Raw genomic sequence first — 18,591 nt, 5'->3', positions numbered from 1 at the left:
GATCCGGCGCACCAAGGGAAAACGGGGAGCCGTCGTCGGCACGGGCCGGCCGGCGCCCGGCGTGTCCGCCTGCCGCACGGACGGAACGGGACCGCCCAGCACCGCAGGAGACTCCCCGTCCACGAGGGCGCGCTGCACCGGCGCCTTGGCGGGCGCGGGAGTCGGCGGTGCGTTGCCCGGCGCGGGTGCCAGAACGTCACGCCGCCCCGAGTCGTCGCGCTGCCCCGTAGTGCCACCCTGTCTGCCCTGCCCGCCCTGCCCTCGTGCCGAGGGTCGAAGGCGCGACAACTCTCCTGGACGCCCCGGCCGGGATCCGGTGACCGCGGAGTCGGGAGACGTGCGGCCGGTCGCATCGGCGGTGGGCGTCCCGGGGTCCGGTGACCCACCGTCCGGCGTACGGCGCTGGACCGACGCCGCGTCACGACGCCCCGCCCCGCCGTCCGAAGCCCGCGCTGCCGTCCGCCCGGTGTTGCCGGTACCACCGGTGCCGCGCTCAAAGGTGGACTCGGCGGAGCGCTCAGTACCGCGCCCACCGGCCCGCACCCGGCGCTGGACCTGCTGAAGCTCCGTGTGCGCCCGGCCCCGCGGTCCTGCCGGGCGGTCGAACGCGGTACTCCGGGTGTCGCCCGCACCTCTGCGGGGTCCGGAAGGCGCGGAGTCATCCTCCTCGGCGACCGGTGCCGGTGCCAGTGCCCGCAGCAGCAAGGGACCGCCCTCGCTCCGCACGGCCCTGGCCGTGCCCGTGACGGGGTGCGCGACACCGGAGACGAGACCCGTGGGGGCCGAGGGCAGCACACCGTGGGCGAGGCCGGTGTCGAACGACGGGTCGCGCCACGCCGCGAGACCCGCGCGGAAGACCAGCCCGTCGCTGACGGCCAGCGGAGAGCGCGAGACGGTGAGCCGGGGAGCGGAGACCTGCCGCCACCCACCGTCCCAGCCGTCCGGTACACCGGGACCCGCCCCGACCACGCCGGAACCCGTCCCCTCCACGCCGGAACCCGCCCCGCCCGCATCGGTGGAGGCCCCCACCCCGGGGCCCGGTGTCACCCCCGGGGCCGAAGGGCGCGCCACCTCGGGTCGCCGCATACGGCGCCGCGCTCTGTCCCGCCATGCCATGCGCTCAACCGCCTTCATTCACGCGGGTGTTGATCCGGGCGATCTCGGAGACCCACTGCCCGCGCTCGCCATGGGTCAGATCGAGGATCTCTTCGCGGGGCCAGTGGAAGTGGTAGGCGATGTACGCGATCTCCTCCCGGAGCCGGGGGAGGGCGTACGTCACGATTCCCCCAGGCGCCCACCCGAGAGGTCGACCTCGAAGGCGCCCTCGCAGTGCGGGCAGGTCACGGCGGCCCGGGTGTGCCCCTCGCTGTTGACGCGCCGATAGAAGTCCTGGAGGAACGCCACGTCGGTCGCGTACATCCGCTCCACGACCCCGGCGTGCACATCGGTGACCGTGCCGATCCGGGTGATCACCTGGCTGAGCAGCACGACGCTCAGGTACGCCGGGTTCTCCTTGACCCGCAGGTCGATCTGGGGCCGCAGCTCGTCGCGGGCCGTGGCCAGGCGCATGGCGCCGTGCCGGTGCACGGTGCCCGACTCGTCGACGTATCCGCGCGGCAGCTCGAACTCGAACTCGGTGCGCAGCCCGTGGTCCTGTCCGGCCGGGGGAGCGGCGGCGGGGGGTGGAGGGGACGCCGCTGCCGCGTCCGTCGCGGGTGCCGTGGCCTGGAGGATCTCGTCCAGGTTGCCCGCTGTCACCGTGCGGCGCCTCATTCGACGACGATCTCCTCGAACACGATGGTGACGGACTCCGTGGCGGCCGAGGACTCGCCCGCCTTCAGCGAGGGGCCCTCCCACTTCGACGCCCAGCCCTGCATCAGCTGGATGCGGCGAACGGTCTCGCCGGTGGAGTCCTTGATCTCGATGGTGAGGTTCTGGCGTGCCGTGTCGACGGCGCCGTTGTTGAGCGTCTCCTTGATCCACTTGGTGAACTCGCTGCTCTGGTCGAGTCCCCGGGTGATCGTGATCTCGCCGGCCTGCCGGGCGCCCGGCTGCTTGCGGATGATCTGCTTGCCCTCCGCGCTGACCTGGCGGACCTCGACGACCTCCTCCTCGACGGTCAGACCGCTGATCTCCTGGATCGACTCGACCAGGTAGCCACCGAGCTGTACGCCGAAGATATGGGTGGAAAGAGCATCGCCCTCTGCCATGACTGTCTGTCACCTTTCATTTGCCGCAGGTCTTCTACTGTGGGGAAGTGGACGGCCCGACCGGGGCCGGTGTCACTCGTCGACGAGGCTGGTGCTGTCGGAGAACTGGGCAAGGCGGAACACCACGAACTCGGCGGGCTTGACCGGCGAGACGCCGATCTCACAGACCACGCGGCCCTGGTCGATGGACTCCTGCGGGTTGTTGTCGCGGTCGCACTTCACGTAGAAGGCCTCCGCGGCGGTCTGCCCGAACAGCGCGCCGCGCCGCCACTCCTCGGTGAGGAAGGCACTGACGTTGCGCCGGATGCTCGACCACAGGCGGTCGTCGTTCGGCTCGAACACCACCCACTGGGTGCCCAGGAGGATGGACTCCTCGAGGTAGTTGAACAGGCGCCGCACGTTCAGGTAGCGCCAGGCCGGGTCCGAGGAGAGGGTGCGCGCGCCCCAGATCCGGATGCCTCGGCCGGGGAACGCCCGGACGCAGTTCACCCCGATCGGGTTCAGCAGGTCCTGCTCGCCCTTGCTGAGCCGCAGTTCCAGGTCGACGGCGCCGCGGATCACCTCGTTGGCCGGGGCCTTGTGCACGCCGCGCTCGGCGTCGCTGCGGGCCCACACACCGGCGATGTGACCGCTCGGCGGGACGGTGGTGTTGCGGCCGGCCGCAGGGTCGAAGACGCGCACCCACGGGTAGTAGAGGGTGGCGTAGCGGGAGTCGTACCCCGCCTCGTCGTTGCGCCAGGCGCGGACCGCCTGCGCGGACAGTCCGGGCGGGGTGTCGAGGACGGCGACGCGGTCGCCCATTTGCTCGCAGTGCGAGATGACGGCGAGCTGCACGGTGCGCACGCCCTCGTCGTCGATGTCACCGCGCTCGAAGGCGCTCATCAGGTCGGGCACGGCGACCATCGTGATCTCGTCGATCGTCTCAAGCCCTGCGAAACCGGTGCGGGCCCCCGCGTCACCGACGTACTCCGCCGGGTCGAGCCGCGCCACTTCGCCGTTCGCGGACGAGGCGGGTGCGGGAGCGGGCGCGGCGTCCGGGACGGCGACCGTCTGCGCGGCGGGCTTCGTCTGGGTCGCGCCGCGCTGTTCGGTGACCTCGATCAGCTTCGAGGCGCGCGCCTGGTTGGGCAGATAGCCCTTGACGTTCTTGCGCGTGGACGCGTCGTACGTCTCGGCCACCTGGTCGCCCTGGCGCACCAGGACCCGGAAGCGGTCCTCGGGCGGGTTCTCGCCCTCGGGCTCGGCGATCTCCACCGACACCCCGCTCACGCCGGGCCGCGCCGCGACGAGGAAGCCGCCCAGTTCGACCGGGGGCGCGAGGGCGCCGCCCTGCCCCGCGGACGAGCCGTTCACCGCCGGCGCGGAGGTGTCCTCGGAGGAGCCGCCGATGCGCACGATGTACGCGGCGCCGCCGCCGTTCGCGAAGTAGCCGTACACGGAGTGGGGCAGATATGCGCCCTGGGTGAACCCGCCGAAGTGGCGCGTGTACTGGTCCCAGCTGGTCACCAGGGTCGGCGTGTGGAACGGGCCGTCCTCGGCGAAGCCGACGAACGCGGCGACGGCGGTGCCGACCCCCTCGATGGGGCGAGCACCGGACTGCACCTCCTCCATGTAGACACCTGGGGTGAGGTACGTCGGCATGCTCGCTCCTTCACGGTCCTGCGGTCCACACGGTCCTGCGGTCCGGGTCGGATCCAGCCTTGTCGCCGCTCGCCGCCGGTGGGAGAGGACGCCGGGCCCTGCCCGGGGGCAATCGCCCTGCCCGCGAGGGCGGCCCGCCGGACCCGCGCGTGCAGGGTCAGACGCCCGTGACCTGCGCCAGATGGGGTCCGAACTCGCTCTCAAGGACCAGTCGGCCGAGCTTGCGGTACTCCTGCGCGACCGCCGTCACCACCTGGGCCATCGTCAGGGGCGTACCGGACTCGGCCGCCAGGTACGCGGCGGTGACCGCGCACGAGCGGATGGAGCCGCCCGCCAGCTCGAACCGGTCGGCGCAGAACGCGAGATCGAGATCGTCCGCGCGCGGCAGCCGCTCGCCCAGGCACCGTTCCCACAGGGCCAGGCGCTGGGTCTGGTCGGGCAGCGGGAAGTCCGCCACGACGTCGAGGCGCCGGGTGAACGCCTCGTCCAGGTTGGCCCGCAGGTTGGTCGTGAGGATGGCGATGCCGTCGAAGGACTCCATGCGCTGGAGCAGGTACGCCGACTCGATGTTGGCGTGCTTGTCGCGCGCGTCCTTCACCTCGGAGCGCTTGCCGAAGATCGCGTCGGCCTCGTCGAACAGCAGGACCGCGTTGACGGCGGACGCCTCCGTGAAGATCCGTTCCAGGTTCTTCTCGGTCTCCCCGATGTACTTGTCGACGACGGTGGACAAGTCCACCACGTACAGGTCCATGCCCAGATCGGCGGCGACGACCTCCGCGGACATCGTCTTGCCGGTGCCCGACTCCCCGGCGAACAGGGCGATCACCCCGTGTCCCCGGCCGCCGCCCGGCCGCATGCCCCACTGGCCGAGCACCTGGTCGCGGTGGCGGGCGCGCAGCGCCAGTTCACGCAGTCCGCGCCGGGTGGGGGGCGGGAGCACGAGGTCGTCCCAGCCGACCGCCGGCTCCACCCGGCGGGCCAGGCGGGCCAGGCCCGCGCTGTTCTGGGCGCGCACGGCGGCACGCAGATCGCCGCTGCTCACGGCCCTGCCCGCCAGTGCCGCCGCGCGCACCGCGGCCTGCGCCGCGCGCCGCAGCTGCCCGGAGTCGAGCCGGTGTGCGGCCACCGCCCGGGCGAGCGCCTCCACGTCCGCCTCCGGCGCGCTCTCCTCGGAGGCGGCTTCGAGCGCGTACCGCCAGCGGGTGGCCTGCTGGCCGGGGGAGGCGCCGGTCACGGTCAGGGTCACCGGGGTACGGGCCGCCCAGTCGGGGTCCCAGCCCTGGCCCCCGTAGGTGAACAACGGGACGCCGGACAGGGCCGCGCACCACGTACGCAGGGCATGCGCGCGTTCGGACGGCTGGTCGGGCAGGGCCTCCAGCGGGCCGAGGACGACACCGGCGCCGGTCAGGCGGGCCTCCCGGGCGGCCGTCGCGGCCAGTTCGGGCAGGTCGCCGGGGCGCCGGGCGAGCGCTGCCGCGTCCAGGACCAGCGGCCGGCGGCCCGCCGCGCGCAGGGCGGCACCGGCAAGGCCCTCGGGGGCACCGCCACGGGCCCGCAGGTGCACGTGCCCGGTGCCGCTCACGGCTGCCGCCGCGGCCTGCCGGACCTGTACGGCATCCACGGCAGGGTCGACCGTGTCCTCGCCGAGCACCGGTAGGAGGCGCGCGTCGGGGCCCGGATCGCCCAGCAGGTGTCCGGTGACGCGGTCGGGCACCACCAGCAACCGGGACAGCGGCGGGCGTTGGGGCTCGGTGACCTCCATCAGGCCGCCCGCGAGGAGCGGCGCGCCGGGCGCCAGCCGGAACCGGGCGCCCGACAGACCGGAGTGTCCGCACAGTTCGAGCGCGAGCCCGACCGTCGGCCGGCGGCGCGTCAGATCGTCGTTGAGGTATCCGTAGAGCCGCTCGAAGCGGGCGTCCACGTCCGGGGCCAGGGCGACCAGGAGCAGGTCCACGTCCAGCGGGGCGAGCCCGAAGTCCCGTACGAGACGGCCGAGTACGGAGCCGGGTGGCGACTCGTCCGGGGGCGGTGCGGGCAGCCCGGGGACCACCGGCTCGTCGAGGATGCGGGCCACCGCGTCCGGTGTGAGGTACTGCCCCCGGTACGGGTCGTCCGGGTCGGGGTCGCCCGCACGGCGCGCCGCGACGGCCTGCCGCACCCGCTCCTCCACCTTCCGCAACCGCCGCCACAGGAACGGCGTGCGGTCGGTGTCGGCCGGGGCGGCCGATTCGGCGGTGTACGTCACGGCTGGCGGTCTCCTCGTCGGCGGCGGGCGGGCTGCGGACGGCGCTCCCGGGACCCGCCGAAGCCCTCCCCGCCCGGGTCGTCGATCTCGGTGTAGCGCAGGCGGCGTGAAGCGTCGGCGGTGTCCGGGGCGGCGTGCGGCACGGAGCGGACCACGAGCCCGTCGGTGACCGGCGGGCCCACGGCCCGGACGACCCCGGCCAGCGGCGCGCGCACCCGTACTCCCAGCGACGGCTTGAGCTCCCCGCCCAGCGCCGACCACACGTCGGACGCGGCCGGTGCGTCGAGGCCGGTGCCGCCCGCGTCCAGGCCGACGATCAAACCGAGTTCGGCGAGCGAACCGGTCAGCAGCTCGGGGCCGAGCGTGTCGGTGGAGACGAGACGGGCGAGCACCTGCGAGAGCAGCCGGTGCTCGTCCTGCGGGCGGCTTGCCCACGCCGTCACCAGATACGTCAGCTCGAACCAGCGGGCCGGGGCGCGCCGCGCGACGACGAAGCCCTCGTCGTCGTAGATCTCCCCGCCGCTGCTGCCGCGCCGCGTGTTGTCCTCGCGGATGTCGTACAGGAACACGCAGACGGTGGGCGCGCTGCGCCGGGCCGCCCAGTCGCGGGTCGGGGCGTCGAAGACCACCTCGACGCCCGACGCCGCGAGCCCGGACCCGTCGAGGAGCCCGCGCAGCGCCTCGTCGACCTCGTGGATCACCGGCGGGTCACCTCGTCCGGCGGCTGCACACTGCCGTTGACGACCAGGAAGTCGGTCTTCACCGGCGAGAATCCGGGGCCGCGTGCGGTGATCGTCCGCGGGCCCGTCTGGTCCTTGGCGAGGATAAGGAGCTGCCCGATGAACGTGCCGTCCGCCTTCGGCACCGTCGGGGCCGCGGCGGCGGTGATGCCCGGCTTCCAGCGGAACCGGACGGGAACGCCCGGCGGGAAGTCCTTGCCGCGCACCGAGGTCACGAAGCCGGGCCTGCCGATCGGCGGGACGGCGACGATCTTCGGCTGGAGGATCCGCAGGCGCTGCCGGGCGGAGTTGTCACGCAGGTCGGCGTCCGTGCCACTGGTCGTCAGCGCGCCCGTGACCTGCGTGGTGAGCGCCCTCTTCGGGCTCAGCACGACCGTGAGCGTGGCCCGCGCGCCCGGTTCGAGATCGGGAAGCGCGCACAGCAGGTCATCGTCACAACCCGGGGGAGGCCCGTTGTTCGGAATGCCGACGGGCAGCCCGAGGCGCAGCCGCAGGCCGGTGGCCAGCGCGTTGCGGCCGTTGCGCACGGTGTACGTGACGACGACGCGGCCGCCCACGTAACCCGGGTTCGGCTGGGCCGTGACGCGTACGCCGGGTCCTGCCTCGGGGGCCGGTGGCTGGGCGGCGGGTGGTGGGGGCGCGGGGGATGACGCGGGTGGGTTGGTCGGCGGCTTCGTCGTGGGCGGGGCCGGAGTCGGCGTCGGATCGGGCGGCGTGGGGCTCGGAGTCGGGTCGGGCGGGGCGGGCGCCTCGCTCACCGGCACCAGGGTCCGGTCGGTGTTGTCCCCGGGGTTCGGGTCGATGACGGAGCCGGTGACCGAGAAGTCGACCGGCTGATTGCCCGGCGTGACCCCGGTGAGGGTGACCGTCACCGGGACGGTGCCGCCGGGCGGCACCACGCCCAGGTCGCAGGTGAGTGCGGCGGCGTCGCAGGTGGCGCCGGGCGCGGTGAGACCGGTGACCGTGACGCCCAGGGGCGGGGCCACGGTCAGCCGGGTGCCGGGGGAGGCGGCGGGCCCGTGGTTGACGACGTCGACCTGGACGGTGCCGGTGCGGCCGACGACGACCCTCCCGGAGGTGTCGGGCGCCTGGACCGCGAGGTCCACGGACTGCTGCACGCTCGGTTCCTTCTGCCGCCCGGGCAGATCGTCGGTGAGCGGCGTCATCGCGCCCGAGCCGACGTCCACCTGGTGCAGCTTCTCCGGGCTGTTCGCGGCCACCTCGGCACGGGAGCTCACGATGAGGCTCCGGCCGTCGGCGGCCCACGCGGCGTCGCGCGGCTGGAACGGGCCGGTGGCCGTCGTGTCGGGGAGTTCACGGCCGCACGCTCCGGGCAGGTCGCGCGCGGCGGCGGGCAGCAGGACCCGGCAGTCGTCCCCGCTGAGTGAGGTGAGCAGGATGCCGTTGTGCTCGTCGACGCGGCCGCCGCCGTTCTTCCGGTTGAAGGCGATCGTCCGTCCGTCCGGTGAGAACGCCGGGCTGTCGTCGATGACGTCGCAGGCGCCCGGGCAGTCCGTGGCGCTCAGGTCGCGCTGGCGGTCGAGGCGGTCGACGGGCACGGTCCAGATGTGCTTGTTGCCGCCGTTCCCGCCGATCGTCTCCCTGCGGGTGAAGGCGAGGGTGGTGCCGTCGGACGACCAGGTCGGCTGGGCGTCGCCGCCGGTGGTCTCACCGGCGGGCGGAGTGATCTCACCCCGGAGCGCCCCGGTCGCGGCGTTAGCGATGAGGACCCGGCTGGGTCCCGCCGCGTCACCCACCCCGCCGGGAGAAGTCCGGGTGAAAGCGAGAAACCTGCCGTCGGGCGAGAACGTCGGATCGGTGTCCCAGTCCTTGGCGCCGCGCCCCGCGAGCGGCAGGTCCCGCGCATTCGTCCCGTCGGCGTCGGCCAGCCAGATCCGCTCGATCCGCCCGGCGTCGGTGTCCTCGAACCGGGTCACCACGATGCGGCGGCCGTCCGGCGTGTAGTTCTGCCGCTCCGTCCACGGGTCGTAACCGGCGGCGGGCCCGAACAGCGGATCCTTCGCCGGGTCGGTGTTGGTGTCCGCCGCCGGGTCCTCCTTCAGGATCGTCAGGCCGAGGTCGCGCGGGTCGGAACCGTCGGAGCGGATGTCCTGGAGGGTGACCACGTGCGGTCCCGCGGCGGACGTGCGGTCCACGACCGCCCCACCGCCCTCCACAGGACCGAGCCAGGTGACCGTCCCGATCTCGCGGTCCTCGCTGAGCACCAGCGAAGGCGTCGCGTCGGAGTGCGCCGTCGTACGGAAGACGTGGTCCCAGTCCCCCTCGCACTCGCAGGTGACATCCGGGCTGAGGAACACCAGACCATCCCCGTCGGGCAACCACGCTGCCCCGTGGGTCCGCCAGCCGGCCTGCGCCCCGGACAGCAGCGGACCGCCGCCACCCCCGCCGCCCGCCGCCCAGCGCAGCCGCGGCCCGTCGGACCCCGCCGCCGTGTAGGCGATGACGTCGCGGTTCTCGGCGTCGTCCACCGGGTTCCAGACGGGTTCGCTCGCCGTGCCGTCCGCCGGGTCGGTGACGCGCCGGGCCGTCCCGCCCGTCAGCGGCCGTACGTAGATCTGCTGCCCGGCCGCGGGATCGGCGTCACCGGAGTACGCGAGCCGCTGCCCGTCCGGTGACACCGTCGGGCACTCCTCGTCGGCGGGCGTGTCCGTCAGCCGGGTCAGCCCCGAACCGTCGGTGCGTACGAGCCACAGGTCGCGCTGCATCCCGCCGCCGGGCCCGCCGGGCTCGGCCGAGTCGAACACCACAGCCTGTCCGTCCGGGGTCAGCCGCGGATGCGCCGCGTGCCGCCCGCTGGTCAGCTTGCGCACCGACCCGTCGGCGGCCCGCAGGTAGACCTGCGGCTTCTTCTCGTCGCGACGGCCGGCGAACACCAACTGGTCGCCGAGCGCGGCCGGCTGGGTGTCGAAGTGGGCGGGCCCGTCCCCGAACAGCGGGGTGCTCGACGTCGTGGTCGCCACCCGGCCGAGGCTGCGGTGCCGGGTGCCGGCGTACGCGATCCGGGTGTCGCCCGCGTCCGCCGCCACCGCCCTGGTGCCCACCGTGCCGGGCCCGGCGGCGGCGGTCACCGCGAACAGGGGCACCAGCAACAGCAACGCCGAGCCGATACGCCCCGTGCGGAGCCTGCGGCCCCCGGGCCCCTCCGTGTCTGCCACGGTCCACCTCACCGTCCGAAACCGCCTTCGCGCGTGCGACCGCACGTACGACGCCCATCCTGGGACGCGAAGACCCCGGCGCAGCAGGTCCCGCCGGACGTACCCGGGGGAAGCGGCGGGTGCGCGTTCGGGCAGCGGACCGGCCGCACCCGGCCCGCGTGGACGAGGCACCCGGCCCCCGTGGACGAGGTCAGATCAGGCCGTTGCGCAGCGCGTGCCCCACGGCGTGCGCCCGGTTGCGCAGTTCCAGGCGGGTGATGACCTCGTGCAGCACGTTCTTGACGGTCCGTTCGGAGTACGAGGTCTTGCGGGCGATCTCCGAAGTGTCCAGGCCCTCCGACACCAGGCGCAGCATCTCCGCCTCGCGCGAGGTCAGCGTGGACAGCGAGGTGGCACGCGGATCGAGCGTGGAGCGCTGGAGGCTGCCGACGTGACTGAGCAGCTTCGCGAGGAGGTCGCCGGGCAGCATTCCCTCGCCGTTGGCGATCGCGAGCACCAGGTGCAGCAGCCGGTCCTGGTCGGCCTCCACGCGCCGCAGCACCGCGGCGACGCCGGAGTCGATGGCGCGCTGCAGGGCGTCGCCCGACTCGAAGGTGCCGACCACGAGCCCTGTACGGGTGTGGGGGTTGTGGCGCAGCCGGTTCAGCAGCGCGGTCGTCTCGTCGTCCACGGTGTCGACGGTCACGAGCGACACCCGCGCGCCGTCCGCGTCGGCGTCGTCGAGGAGGTCGATCTCGGGGCGCTGCCGTAACTGCTGCACGACACCCACGTACAGGACGGGATCGGGTGCGTACACGGCGACCGACACCCGTTCGGGCTGCTCGGTCGGCGTCGTCCAGCGGGCGTGGCGCGTGGGGGAGGCGGAGGCAGGGGTGTTTGCGTGAGGGCAGGTCATGGTCAGTTACCTGTTCCTTGTTGCGCGGGGGGCGAGGGTGTGCCGTGAGGCGGGGTGGGGTTCCGGTCTCTGTGACGGGGCGGGTGCGCTGGCGATGGCGGGGGCGCCCGGCCCCTCCGGGCCGTCGGCGGGGGCCAACCATGGGCGTTCCCGTGGGAGTCGGTGTGCGCCGGCGGGGGCCATCCACGGGCGTTCCCTTGGGAGCCGGCGAGCGTTGCCCGGGGCACCGCGGCTGCACGCCGCCTTGCCCTCGCGCCTCTCCAAGGGGCCCCGGCCGTGCCATAGCGTCGCCGCGTGACGTCTCCAGCAGCCTCCCCCAGCCCCGGTGCGCCCGGCCTCGACATCCCCGAGGTGTCAGTCACGCCCGGCAGCACCGCATCCACCAGCCTGACGGTCCGCAACGACAGCGACATCGTCGAGGCGTACAGCCTGGAAGTCGTCGGCGAGTGCGCTGCCTGGGCGACCGTGGAACCGGAGCGCATCTCCCTGTACCCGGGCACGTCCGAGACGGTGACGATCACGCTGGCGCCCCCGCGCTCCCCGGAGGTGCGGGCCGGCGAGAAGCCGCTCGCCGTGCGCGTCCTGCCCACGGAGCACCCCGAGGCGGTCCGGGTGCCCGAGACCACGGTGTGGGTGGCGGAGTTCAGGCAACTGCGTACCGAGATCGCGCCACGCCGCCGCCGGGGCTGGCTGCGCGGCCGCTACCGCATCGCCCTGCGCAACGAGGGCAACTGCCCCGTGCAGGTGGGCTGCACGCCCGCCCAGCCCGGCGAGGAGCTCGCCTTCGCGTTCCGTCCGACGGAACGGAAGCTGGAGCCGGGCGAGTCCGACGAGGTGGGCCTGCGGGTGCGGACAGGGAAGCCGGTGTGGTTCGGCAACCCCGTCGTGTGGCCCTTCACGGTCACCGTGGCGGAGACCGGTGAGGCCGCCGCCGACCGCGAGCCCGAAGCCGCGCTGGACTTCCGGGCGCCGCTGGACGCCGAGTTCGTACAGATCCCGATCTTCCCGAAGTGGCTGCTCGCGGTGGTCGCCGCGCTGCTCGCGCTGCTGCTCGCCTGGTTCACCCTGGTGCGGCCCGCCGTGCGCAGCACCGCCAAGGAGGCGGCCGACGAGGTGATCCAGCCGCGCCCGACACCAGGCAGTTCGAACGGCACAGGGAGCGGCACCGGCGCCGACAAGCAGCCCGGCGGCAGCGGCTCGGGCTCCCAGCCGGGAGGAGGCGGCGGCGGATCGGGCGACGGGACCGGGACCGGCACCGGGACAGGTGCGGGTACGGGAACTGGGAGCGCGGGCGGACAGCAGAGTTCGGCCACCATCGACCTGCAGACCGCCGGCGGTGCGAGCGAGACCGGCACCTACACGGTGCCCGAGGGCAAGGTCTTCGGCATCACGGACATCGTCGTCGCCAACTTCCAGGGCGACGAAGGGGTGGTGACCATCAACTTCGGCGAGCGCAAGATCACGACGATCGCGCTGGAGACGTTCCGGAATCAGGACTACCACTGGGTCACCCCCATCAGGATCACTGAGAAGGACACGGTGACGGCCCAGGTGACCTGTGCGAAGCCGGGCACGCCCGCCACGGGGCGCCGTGCGCAGGAATGCCACGAAGTGCTCAACGTGAGCGGGGTGCTCAGCAACACCAATTGAACCGGGCGTCACCTCCATCGTCGGGGAGACGAGGCGCCGTGCAAAGGGAAGCGGTTGCTCGGCGTCCGAAAAGCGGGCCTGCCGCGGTCTCCGCCGGATGTCCGGTTGAGCGAGTTATGTTCTGGTTCAACGTCCGCGTACCCGACTGCGCCGCCCCGGTGGCGCAGTCGGGTACGCGGATAATTTGGCCGGAACTGGGCGTTACCCCTGAAGCGGGATGGTCAGGACGAGGCAGTTGCCGTTCACCGGGCGCCACCTCCCCACCGTCGCCCCCGGAGTCATCACGAAACGGCATGCGAAATCGCTGTCAGGCTTGGGGCAGGGGGCTGACTCCTTTGCCGACGCCTTCGGTGTAGGCGAAGTCCGGGCGTCCGGCCCACACCTCGTCGGTGGTGTTCGGCGGCCAGCCGCGCGGCGCGAGTCGCACGTCCCCGTTCGGCACGGTCAGCTCGTCGCGGCGTCTTCCGGCGGCGACTACGCCACCGTAAGAGCGAGAGCCGTGCGGTCTGGTGAGCGGACTGGCTCAGCAGATCGCCGATCACGTACGCGAATGCCGCCCAGACTTGGCCTGACGGCAGCCCAGGCGACCGCGCTGCGTGAGATGACCGGGCCGATGACCATGCGAGACCTCGCGGAGCGCATGAGCTGCGAGCCTTCCAACACCACCTTCATCGTCGACAAGCTCGAGAAACAGGGGCTGGTCGAGCGCCACGCGCATCCCACCGACCGCCGCGCCAAACACCTCGCCCTCACTGCTGACGGCACCGCCAGGATCTGATCGAGCAGGCCCTCATCCGTCCATGAACGGACGCGACAAAAGGAGAGGGACGGGGGCGACTGCAGCCGTGCCCCCCGAACCCGGTGAACGCCGACCGGCGAGGGCTGCTGGAGTCCGCCCGCCGCTCGGCTGCCACCGGCGCTGCGGCCGGCGAGGGATCAACTCGTCTCGCCCTGCTGGCTCCGTGCGCCTACCAGGCGGCGTCCCCGGTTCATGCCGGTCTGCAGGGTCTGCGGGCGCAGGTACCGCCGCAGCCAGTCGCCCACGTGCGCGATCAGGTCGTCGAAGTCGTCGGGCAGGGTACCTCCGCTCATCTGCAGCACCTCCTGGGCGAGGCCGGTGGCCAGGACGTTGCGGACGACGGCCGCCTGGTCCGCCAGACTGCCGTACGTGCTGGACGTCTCGTCCTCGCCGGTCACCGGGATGTCGATGTCGAAGGAGTCCACGATCGACTGGATGAATGTGCGGGCGTCGGCGGCGGCCACGCCCTCCAGGGTGTCCCGGACCCGCGTCCACACGTTCTGGTCCTGGTTGGCGTTGTCGGCACCTTCGGCCGCCCGCCTCCGTACCTCCTCGATCAGCTCGTCGTCGTCCTCGAACTGCCCCAGCCGGGCTGAGAGTTGCTGGCCGACACGGTTGATCGACTGATTGGCGAGGCTCTCGCCGGCCCACAGGTTGTACGGGTTGTTCGACAGCAGGGCCATCACCCGGGTGATGGTCTCGGTCAACCGGCTGCGCAGCCCTTCCGAGGTCGTGCTGCTGGTCTCCGAGACCGAGGGGGAGGGGCTGCGGCCGGTGACGACGCCGCTCATGGCGCTGTGCTGACTCGAGGAGCCGCCCTCCTGCGACTGCGGGGCGCTCGTCATCTCCACATCGCCGGCTGAACCGGTCTCCGACTCCGCGGCGTCGAGTTCGGACCAGGTGCTCTCCGCCACCAGTACGTCGTTGAGCCGGCGCATCCGGTCACGGATGCCCTCGCCGGGCGCCAGCGCCTGGTCGAAGACGTTCTGGAACGCGTCACGCAGGGTGTGCCACGCGATGATGTGCCGACGGTCCTCGTCGTCGGCGGTGACGATCTCGTTGGCCGTGTCGTCCCAACCGGGACGGCCGCCCATCACGACGCGGGCCCCGGGGCCCGCGTCGGACGTCGTCGCGGTCGTCACCACCTCCAGGTCACCGCCGCGGTTGCCCCGCTGGTGCACGAGCCAGTTCATCAGCGCGTCGGTGAACGGCTGCAGGACCGGGTCATCGGCGATCTGCGAGAGGCCCTGCAACTCCATGAGGTCTCTCACCGCCGCGCCGAGGGAGTCACCGCTGTTCGGCGTCACGTACACGTCGCGGACGCCGTAAGCCATGCGTACCGGGGTGCCGCGCAGCAGTTGGTCCCAGGTGATCGTGGCCAACCTGAGGTCCGGGTGCAGCCGGGGGTCGCTCGCCCGGCCGCTGTTGGCCGTCGCGGACCGGGTGCCCGGGTTCCCTGTGGGGATGGACACCGGGACGTCGAGTTCCGTGCTGGCCAGCCAGTTCGTGATGGCGGACGTCTCGGCCTGGGAGAGGCCCGGCCGGACGTCGGAGATCCGGGCGCGCTGGACCGCGAACCCGCGCGGGTCGCCTCCGTACCCCCGTGCCGGGGCCCGCTGGACCGCCGCGGCGGCGCCCCGGTCGGGCACCGGACCGGCGAGCGCGGCCGTCGCCGTCGCTTCGGCGGCGCGCTCGAAGGCGTCCGAGGGATCGCTGACGGACAGGCCCGCGCCGTTGTCGCTCCCCGCCACCGGCCCCAGACGCTGCTGCTTCACGTGTTCCAGCTCATGGGCGATCGTGTGCCGGTCGCCACCGCCCTCGCCGATCACGATGTGCTCGCCGGAGGTGTACGCCCGGGCGCCCACGTCGGCGGCCGACCGCCGCGCCGTCACACCGTCGTGCACCCGGACCGTGGAGAAGTCCGCGTCCAACCGCGCCTCCATCTCCTCCCGTAGCGGGGTGTCGAGAGGGGAGCCGGGTTGGTCGAGGACGTCCGCGACCTCGGAGGCGGCTGCGGCCGGGCCGGACGCGCGCTGAGTGGCGATCAACTCCGCCACTGCTTGGTTGCCGATGGTCCGCTGCAGGGCCAGGGCGCCCTGGGGAGAGAACGCCGCCCGACTGTGCGACGCACCGGCCTCGACCTCGGCACCCGGCTGCCGCCGCCCCGTCTCTGCGGCGCCCCGCGGCTCGGCCTCCCGGTGACGTCGGGCGCGTGGCATCGGTTCCTCCATCGCCTGCGGGACGGGTGGGGCAGGCCCGATCCACCGTGCCACGCGCCTTGGCGAGCGGTAAGGGCTGCGGGGGCAGAGTCGCTGCCCTCAGCGCCCGGCCTCCCGGCCTCCCAGCCGCAGCGGTCGGCGCAGCCGCTCGGGGTCGGACCGTGAAGCTGTCCGGGTCGACAGCCTCTGTCGCCGCGCTGAAAGGCCCACCAGTGGCCGGGGCATCGAAGTACCACCCGGGACCCCGCGCACCGCCCTGCCCCGGCCGCACCAAGAAAGGGACGCCACCTTGTGAGCGCACGGCGCCGACAGGTCGCTGTCGCTCAGGCAGTGGGTGGATGATCGGTGCCATGGTCTTGTCCACGCCGTACCGACTGTGGTTCCTGCCCAGCGTCGTCCTCCTTGCCGTCATGGGAATCTGGGGCACGGCGCGCTACGACGACCTCCCGGAACGAATACCGCAGCACATCGGCACCGGCGGGGTGGATGCCTGGACCGGCCGCTCGGTGGCCAACGCCTTCGCGCTGGTCTTCCTCTACGTCGGGGTGACGGCGCTGACAGCCGCCAGTGCCGAACTGGTTCTGCGCACGACCCCGCGCGATGAACTGGACGAGCAGCACGCCGTTTTCGGCACGCGCTCCGCCTCCGTGCTCAACCGGCCCGCGAGCCGCGCCGCGGCCCGGCGCATGGCGCGGGCGCTCTTGGTGCTCAACGCCTGCATCGGCCTCTCCCTGCTCGTGGGCTGCGGGATCATGTGGCGCACTACCCCCGACCCGGACGTTCCCAGGTGGCTGCTGGTTGTCCTGATCACACCGCTGATCGTGGGTACTGCGGTGACCGCCGCGGCAGCGGTGACGCCTCGCAGGCGTGGATCTCGGTGAACGGGAAGCGGGCCGGGACAAGCTGGTGGGTCCAGTCGACCACCGTGAGCGATCTGGCACGCCGGCGTCGGGACCGCTGACGCGGGCTATCCCGCCTCACTCAAAGTAGGCATGATCAAGGTTCGCGCACCAGGTGCCCCCGGCCACCGTGGTCGGCCTCGCCCGCACCCTGCGCCCGGACCAACTCCTGTGCACTCAGGCGTCACCGGCGCTGCTTGGGCCTGTACCGTGACGTCGGCACTGCGGCCGGGACGCTGGCCGTCGCGAAAGCAGCAGGGGGTGTAGGGCTCGGCGGTGGCGCGGGATACCGGACCGGCTGGCCTACCGCGCCGCCACCGCGCGCTGCGGGGGCCCGGCGCTACGGGAGCATATGGGCTGCCTCCACCTGATGGAGATGGATGACGATGTCGTGTGTCTCCGCGAGCCGGATCTGCGGGGCGTCCGCGATCCCGGGGTAGGTGGCGCCGATGTTCTTGACGGTGTGCGGTGCGGCGAGCCAGGCGCGGGCCGCCGCCGGAGTGTCGCGCAGGTCGATCAGGAAGTCGCGGTATCGCACCCGGTCGAGGGTGTGCTCGGCGGTGCCGGGCGCGGCCGGCCCCACGGCGGAGCGGTGAACGCTGCCGTCCTGGCCGAGGGCGTTGAATGAGCCTCGGTCGAAGGTGAGGCCGATACTCAGGTAGCCGCGGCCCAACTGCTCGTGCAGGAACTCACCCTGCACCTGCGGATGGCTGCTGGGGGCGTAGGTCCTGAGGGCGACGTGGCTGTTGTGGGCGCCGAGCACGATTCTGTCGCCGGTCTGCCGCTGCCACCAGGCGACGTTCTCCGCCATGACGCGGTCGCGGTAGCGCATGGCGTCGGGGACGGCCTGAGGGTCGTCCCAGTCGAAGGCGTACAGCGTGGTCATCTGGTGGATCGCGGTGGCGTGCTGGAGGGCCCAGGCGTACGCGTCGACGTCGGCGCCCTTGCCGGGCCGCTGCTTGAGCAGGTCCATCGCCCGGCCGGTCCGCTCGGCGAGCTGCTTGCGTTCGGCCAGCGGCTTGGCCAGGTATTCGTTGACGTACGTGTCGGGGTCGGTGGTGGGCCGCAGGCCCCGGTACAGCTCGCTGAGGCGCGAGGTGAGTTCAGGGTGGGCCACGGCGGCGTAGGCACTCACCTTGTCGTACAGCTCGGCACCGGCGAACCCGTTGTCGTCACCGACGAAGCGGACCGGGTCTTCGGGGTGCTTGACGTTGTAGGCGCGCATCCACTGGAGCAGATCGCGGTACTCGGCGTTGTTCCAGAACTGGTAGGTGCCCCGGAACTCCTCGTCCATGATCTGCCTCAGGTTGCCCTCACCGCGCAGGAGGTAGGCGTCGAGGCGCAGCCCGGTGCTCCAGGGAGCTTCGAGGGCGAAGGCTCTGAAGCCCTTCTCCTCGACCAGATACCGCAAGACCCGGTGCTTGACGGTGAAGAACTCGTGCGAGCTGTGGGTGGCCTCGCCCAGGCCCACCACCCGGGCGTCGCCGACCATCCTGCCGAACGGGCGGAGGTCGGTCAGGCTGCCGCGGGGCTCGGTGGTGCGCAGCGGGTGGGCCACCTGGCCGAGGGCCGCCTCGGGGGAACGGAAAGCGGCGGACGAGGCCGCCCCCGGATCGACGGGCGCGGTGGAGGAGGCCGGTACGGCGCCGGGGGCCGACGGGGTGGCAGCGCAGGCGGCCGGGGCGACGGCCAGGGTGGCACCGAGCGGGACGAGGAGGGCGGTGAGCAGGACCGCGTGCGTTTTCATGGGCCTTACTCTCGCTGCGCGGGGACGCACCGGACCATCCGCTAAACCCCCTGATCGACTCGGGGGTTAGCTGCATCTTTCGATCGGGGGACCGAAGCCCTGGCCCCGGGCCGAACGTCGTTGAGACCGGCCGAACTTCGATGAGACGGGACAGCTTCCAGTGCGGCTGCAGCGGGCGGGGGAGAGGCGGACGTACGGCGGGATGGTTGCCCCGTATCAAGCGGCCCGGTCTCGGTCAGCACGGAGCCGGGCAGGGAGGCGTCCACGGCCGCGAACCGGATGGCCGTGCAGCCGTACTCGCCGGTTCCGTCCCCGTCCGCCGAGGTGTAGTGCAACGGAGATCGCCCACCGTGCACTGTGGTTCCGACAA

At 72.8% G+C, this 18,591-nt stretch carries 13 protein-coding genes and 1 pseudogene; 3 read left to right on the top strand and 11 right to left on the bottom strand.

What is annotated here, in order from left to right; genetic code table 11:
- Positions 1 to 1,120 precede the first annotated feature (1,120 nt).
- From ABZ877_RS34580 to ABZ877_RS34545, 8 genes are all read right to left on the bottom strand, one after another.
- On the bottom strand, positions 1,121 to 1,279 hold the full coding sequence (locus ABZ877_RS34580; RefSeq protein ID WP_361079617.1) for a DUF6760 family protein: 159 nt from the start codon (positions 1,277 to 1,279) through the stop codon (positions 1,121 to 1,123).
- Positions 1,276 to 1,773 carry a hypothetical protein gene (locus ABZ877_RS34575; RefSeq protein WP_361079615.1) on the bottom strand — a complete coding sequence of 166 codons (498 nt, stop codon included), beginning with the start codon at positions 1,771 to 1,773 and terminating at the stop codon, positions 1,276 to 1,278. Before ABZ877_RS34575 ends, ABZ877_RS34580 begins: the two co-directional genes overlap by 4 nt.
- The gene (locus tag ABZ877_RS34570; protein WP_164560583.1) at positions 1,770 to 2,210 is read right to left on the bottom strand and encodes a phage tail protein; all 441 of its coding nucleotides are present in this window, start codon (positions 2,208 to 2,210) and stop codon (positions 1,770 to 1,772) included. The genes ABZ877_RS34575 and ABZ877_RS34570 overlap by 4 nt, the downstream gene beginning before the upstream one ends.
- Before the next feature lie 72 nt (positions 2,211 to 2,282).
- Positions 2,283 to 3,851 (bottom strand): phage tail sheath subtilisin-like domain-containing protein, encoded by a 1,569-nt coding sequence (locus ABZ877_RS34565; RefSeq protein WP_361079612.1) that lies wholly within the window; start codon positions 3,849 to 3,851, stop codon positions 2,283 to 2,285.
- A 157-nt stretch (positions 3,852 to 4,008) separates the two neighbouring features.
- Complete coding sequence (locus tag ABZ877_RS34560; protein WP_361079610.1) at positions 4,009 to 6,096, bottom strand: ATP-binding protein; 2,088 nt, start codon at positions 6,094 to 6,096, stop codon at positions 4,009 to 4,011.
- A complete protein-coding gene (locus ABZ877_RS34555; protein ID WP_361079608.1) occupies positions 6,093 to 6,797 on the bottom strand; it encodes a DUF4255 domain-containing protein in 705 nt (234 codons plus the stop codon). The genes ABZ877_RS34560 and ABZ877_RS34555 overlap by 4 nt, the downstream gene beginning before the upstream one ends.
- Positions 6,794 to 10,012 (bottom strand): hypothetical protein, encoded by a 3,219-nt coding sequence (locus ABZ877_RS34550; protein WP_361079606.1) that lies wholly within the window; start codon positions 10,010 to 10,012, stop codon positions 6,794 to 6,796. The genes ABZ877_RS34555 and ABZ877_RS34550 overlap by 4 nt, the downstream gene beginning before the upstream one ends.
- Before the next feature lie 190 nt (positions 10,013 to 10,202).
- Positions 10,203 to 10,907, bottom strand: a complete 705-nt coding sequence (locus ABZ877_RS34545) for a response regulator transcription factor (RefSeq protein ID WP_361079604.1) — start codon at positions 10,905 to 10,907, stop codon at positions 10,203 to 10,205.
- 294 nt (positions 10,908 to 11,201) lie between these two features.
- Between ABZ877_RS34545 and ABZ877_RS34540 the strand changes: the two genes are divergently transcribed.
- Complete coding sequence (locus ABZ877_RS34540) at positions 11,202 to 12,557, top strand: hydrolytic protein (RefSeq protein WP_361079602.1); 1,356 nt, start codon at positions 11,202 to 11,204, stop codon at positions 12,555 to 12,557.
- Positions 12,558 to 12,864: 307 nt separating this feature from the next.
- Here ABZ877_RS34540 and ABZ877_RS34535 read toward each other — a convergent pair whose 3' ends face one another.
- The gene (locus tag ABZ877_RS34535) at positions 12,865 to 12,999 is read right to left on the bottom strand and encodes a hypothetical protein (RefSeq protein WP_361079600.1); all 135 of its coding nucleotides are present in this window, start codon (positions 12,997 to 12,999) and stop codon (positions 12,865 to 12,867) included.
- A 64-nt stretch (positions 13,000 to 13,063) separates the two neighbouring features.
- Here ABZ877_RS34535 and ABZ877_RS34530 point away from each other — a divergent pair.
- Positions 13,064 to 13,326, top strand: a pseudogene (locus ABZ877_RS34530) (MarR family transcriptional regulator); the annotation flags it as partial.
- Positions 13,327 to 13,493: 167 nt separating this feature from the next.
- On the opposite strand, the gene ABZ877_RS34525 reads toward ABZ877_RS34530, so the two are convergent.
- The gene (locus tag ABZ877_RS34525) at positions 13,494 to 15,575 is read right to left on the bottom strand and encodes a DUF4157 domain-containing protein (RefSeq protein ID WP_361079598.1); all 2,082 of its coding nucleotides are present in this window, start codon (positions 15,573 to 15,575) and stop codon (positions 13,494 to 13,496) included.
- 350 nt (positions 15,576 to 15,925) lie between these two features.
- On the opposite strand from ABZ877_RS34525, the gene ABZ877_RS34520 reads away from it, so the two are divergent.
- The gene (locus ABZ877_RS34520) at positions 15,926 to 16,456 is read left to right on the top strand and encodes a DUF1648 domain-containing protein (RefSeq protein ID WP_361079596.1); all 531 of its coding nucleotides are present in this window, start codon (positions 15,926 to 15,928) and stop codon (positions 16,454 to 16,456) included.
- A 358-nt stretch (positions 16,457 to 16,814) separates the two neighbouring features.
- Here the strand turns inward: ABZ877_RS34520 and ABZ877_RS34515 are convergent, their stop codons facing one another.
- On the bottom strand, positions 16,815 to 18,221 hold the full coding sequence (locus ABZ877_RS34515) for an erythromycin esterase family protein (RefSeq protein ID WP_361079594.1): 1,407 nt from the start codon (positions 18,219 to 18,221) through the stop codon (positions 16,815 to 16,817).
- Positions 18,222 to 18,591 lie beyond the last annotated feature (370 nt).

Origin of the sequence: Streptomyces sp. NPDC046939 (assembly GCF_040644575.1) — a bacterium.
GTDB lineage: Bacteria > Actinomycetota > Actinomycetes > Streptomycetales > Streptomycetaceae > Streptomyces.
This window is presented reverse-complemented; position numbering and strand designations above follow the sequence as displayed.

Excerpts from the sequence above, each read along its gene's own strand:
- ABZ877_RS34570 (WP_164560583.1), bottom strand. The coding sequence starts at position 2,210 with ATGGCAGAGGGCGATGCTCTTTCCACCCATATCTTCGGCGTACAGCTC.
- ABZ877_RS34575 (WP_361079615.1), bottom strand. The coding sequence starts at position 1,773 with ATGAGGCGCCGCACGGTGACAGCGGGCAACCTGGACGAGATCCTCCAG.
- ABZ877_RS34520 (WP_361079596.1), top strand. The coding sequence starts at position 15,926 with ATGGTCTTGTCCACGCCGTACCGACTGTGGTTCCTGCCCAGCGTCGTC.
- ABZ877_RS34515 (WP_361079594.1), bottom strand. The coding sequence starts at position 18,221 with ATGAAAACGCACGCGGTCCTGCTCACCGCCCTCCTCGTCCCGCTCGGT.
- ABZ877_RS34525 (WP_361079598.1), bottom strand. The coding sequence starts at position 15,575 with ATGCCACGCGCCCGACGTCACCGGGAGGCCGAGCCGCGGGGCGCCGCA.
- ABZ877_RS34545 (WP_361079604.1), bottom strand. The coding sequence starts at position 10,907 with ATGACCTGCCCTCACGCAAACACCCCTGCCTCCGCCTCCCCCACGCGC.
- ABZ877_RS34565 (WP_361079612.1), bottom strand. The coding sequence starts at position 3,851 with ATGCCGACGTACCTCACCCCAGGTGTCTACATGGAGGAGGTGCAGTCC.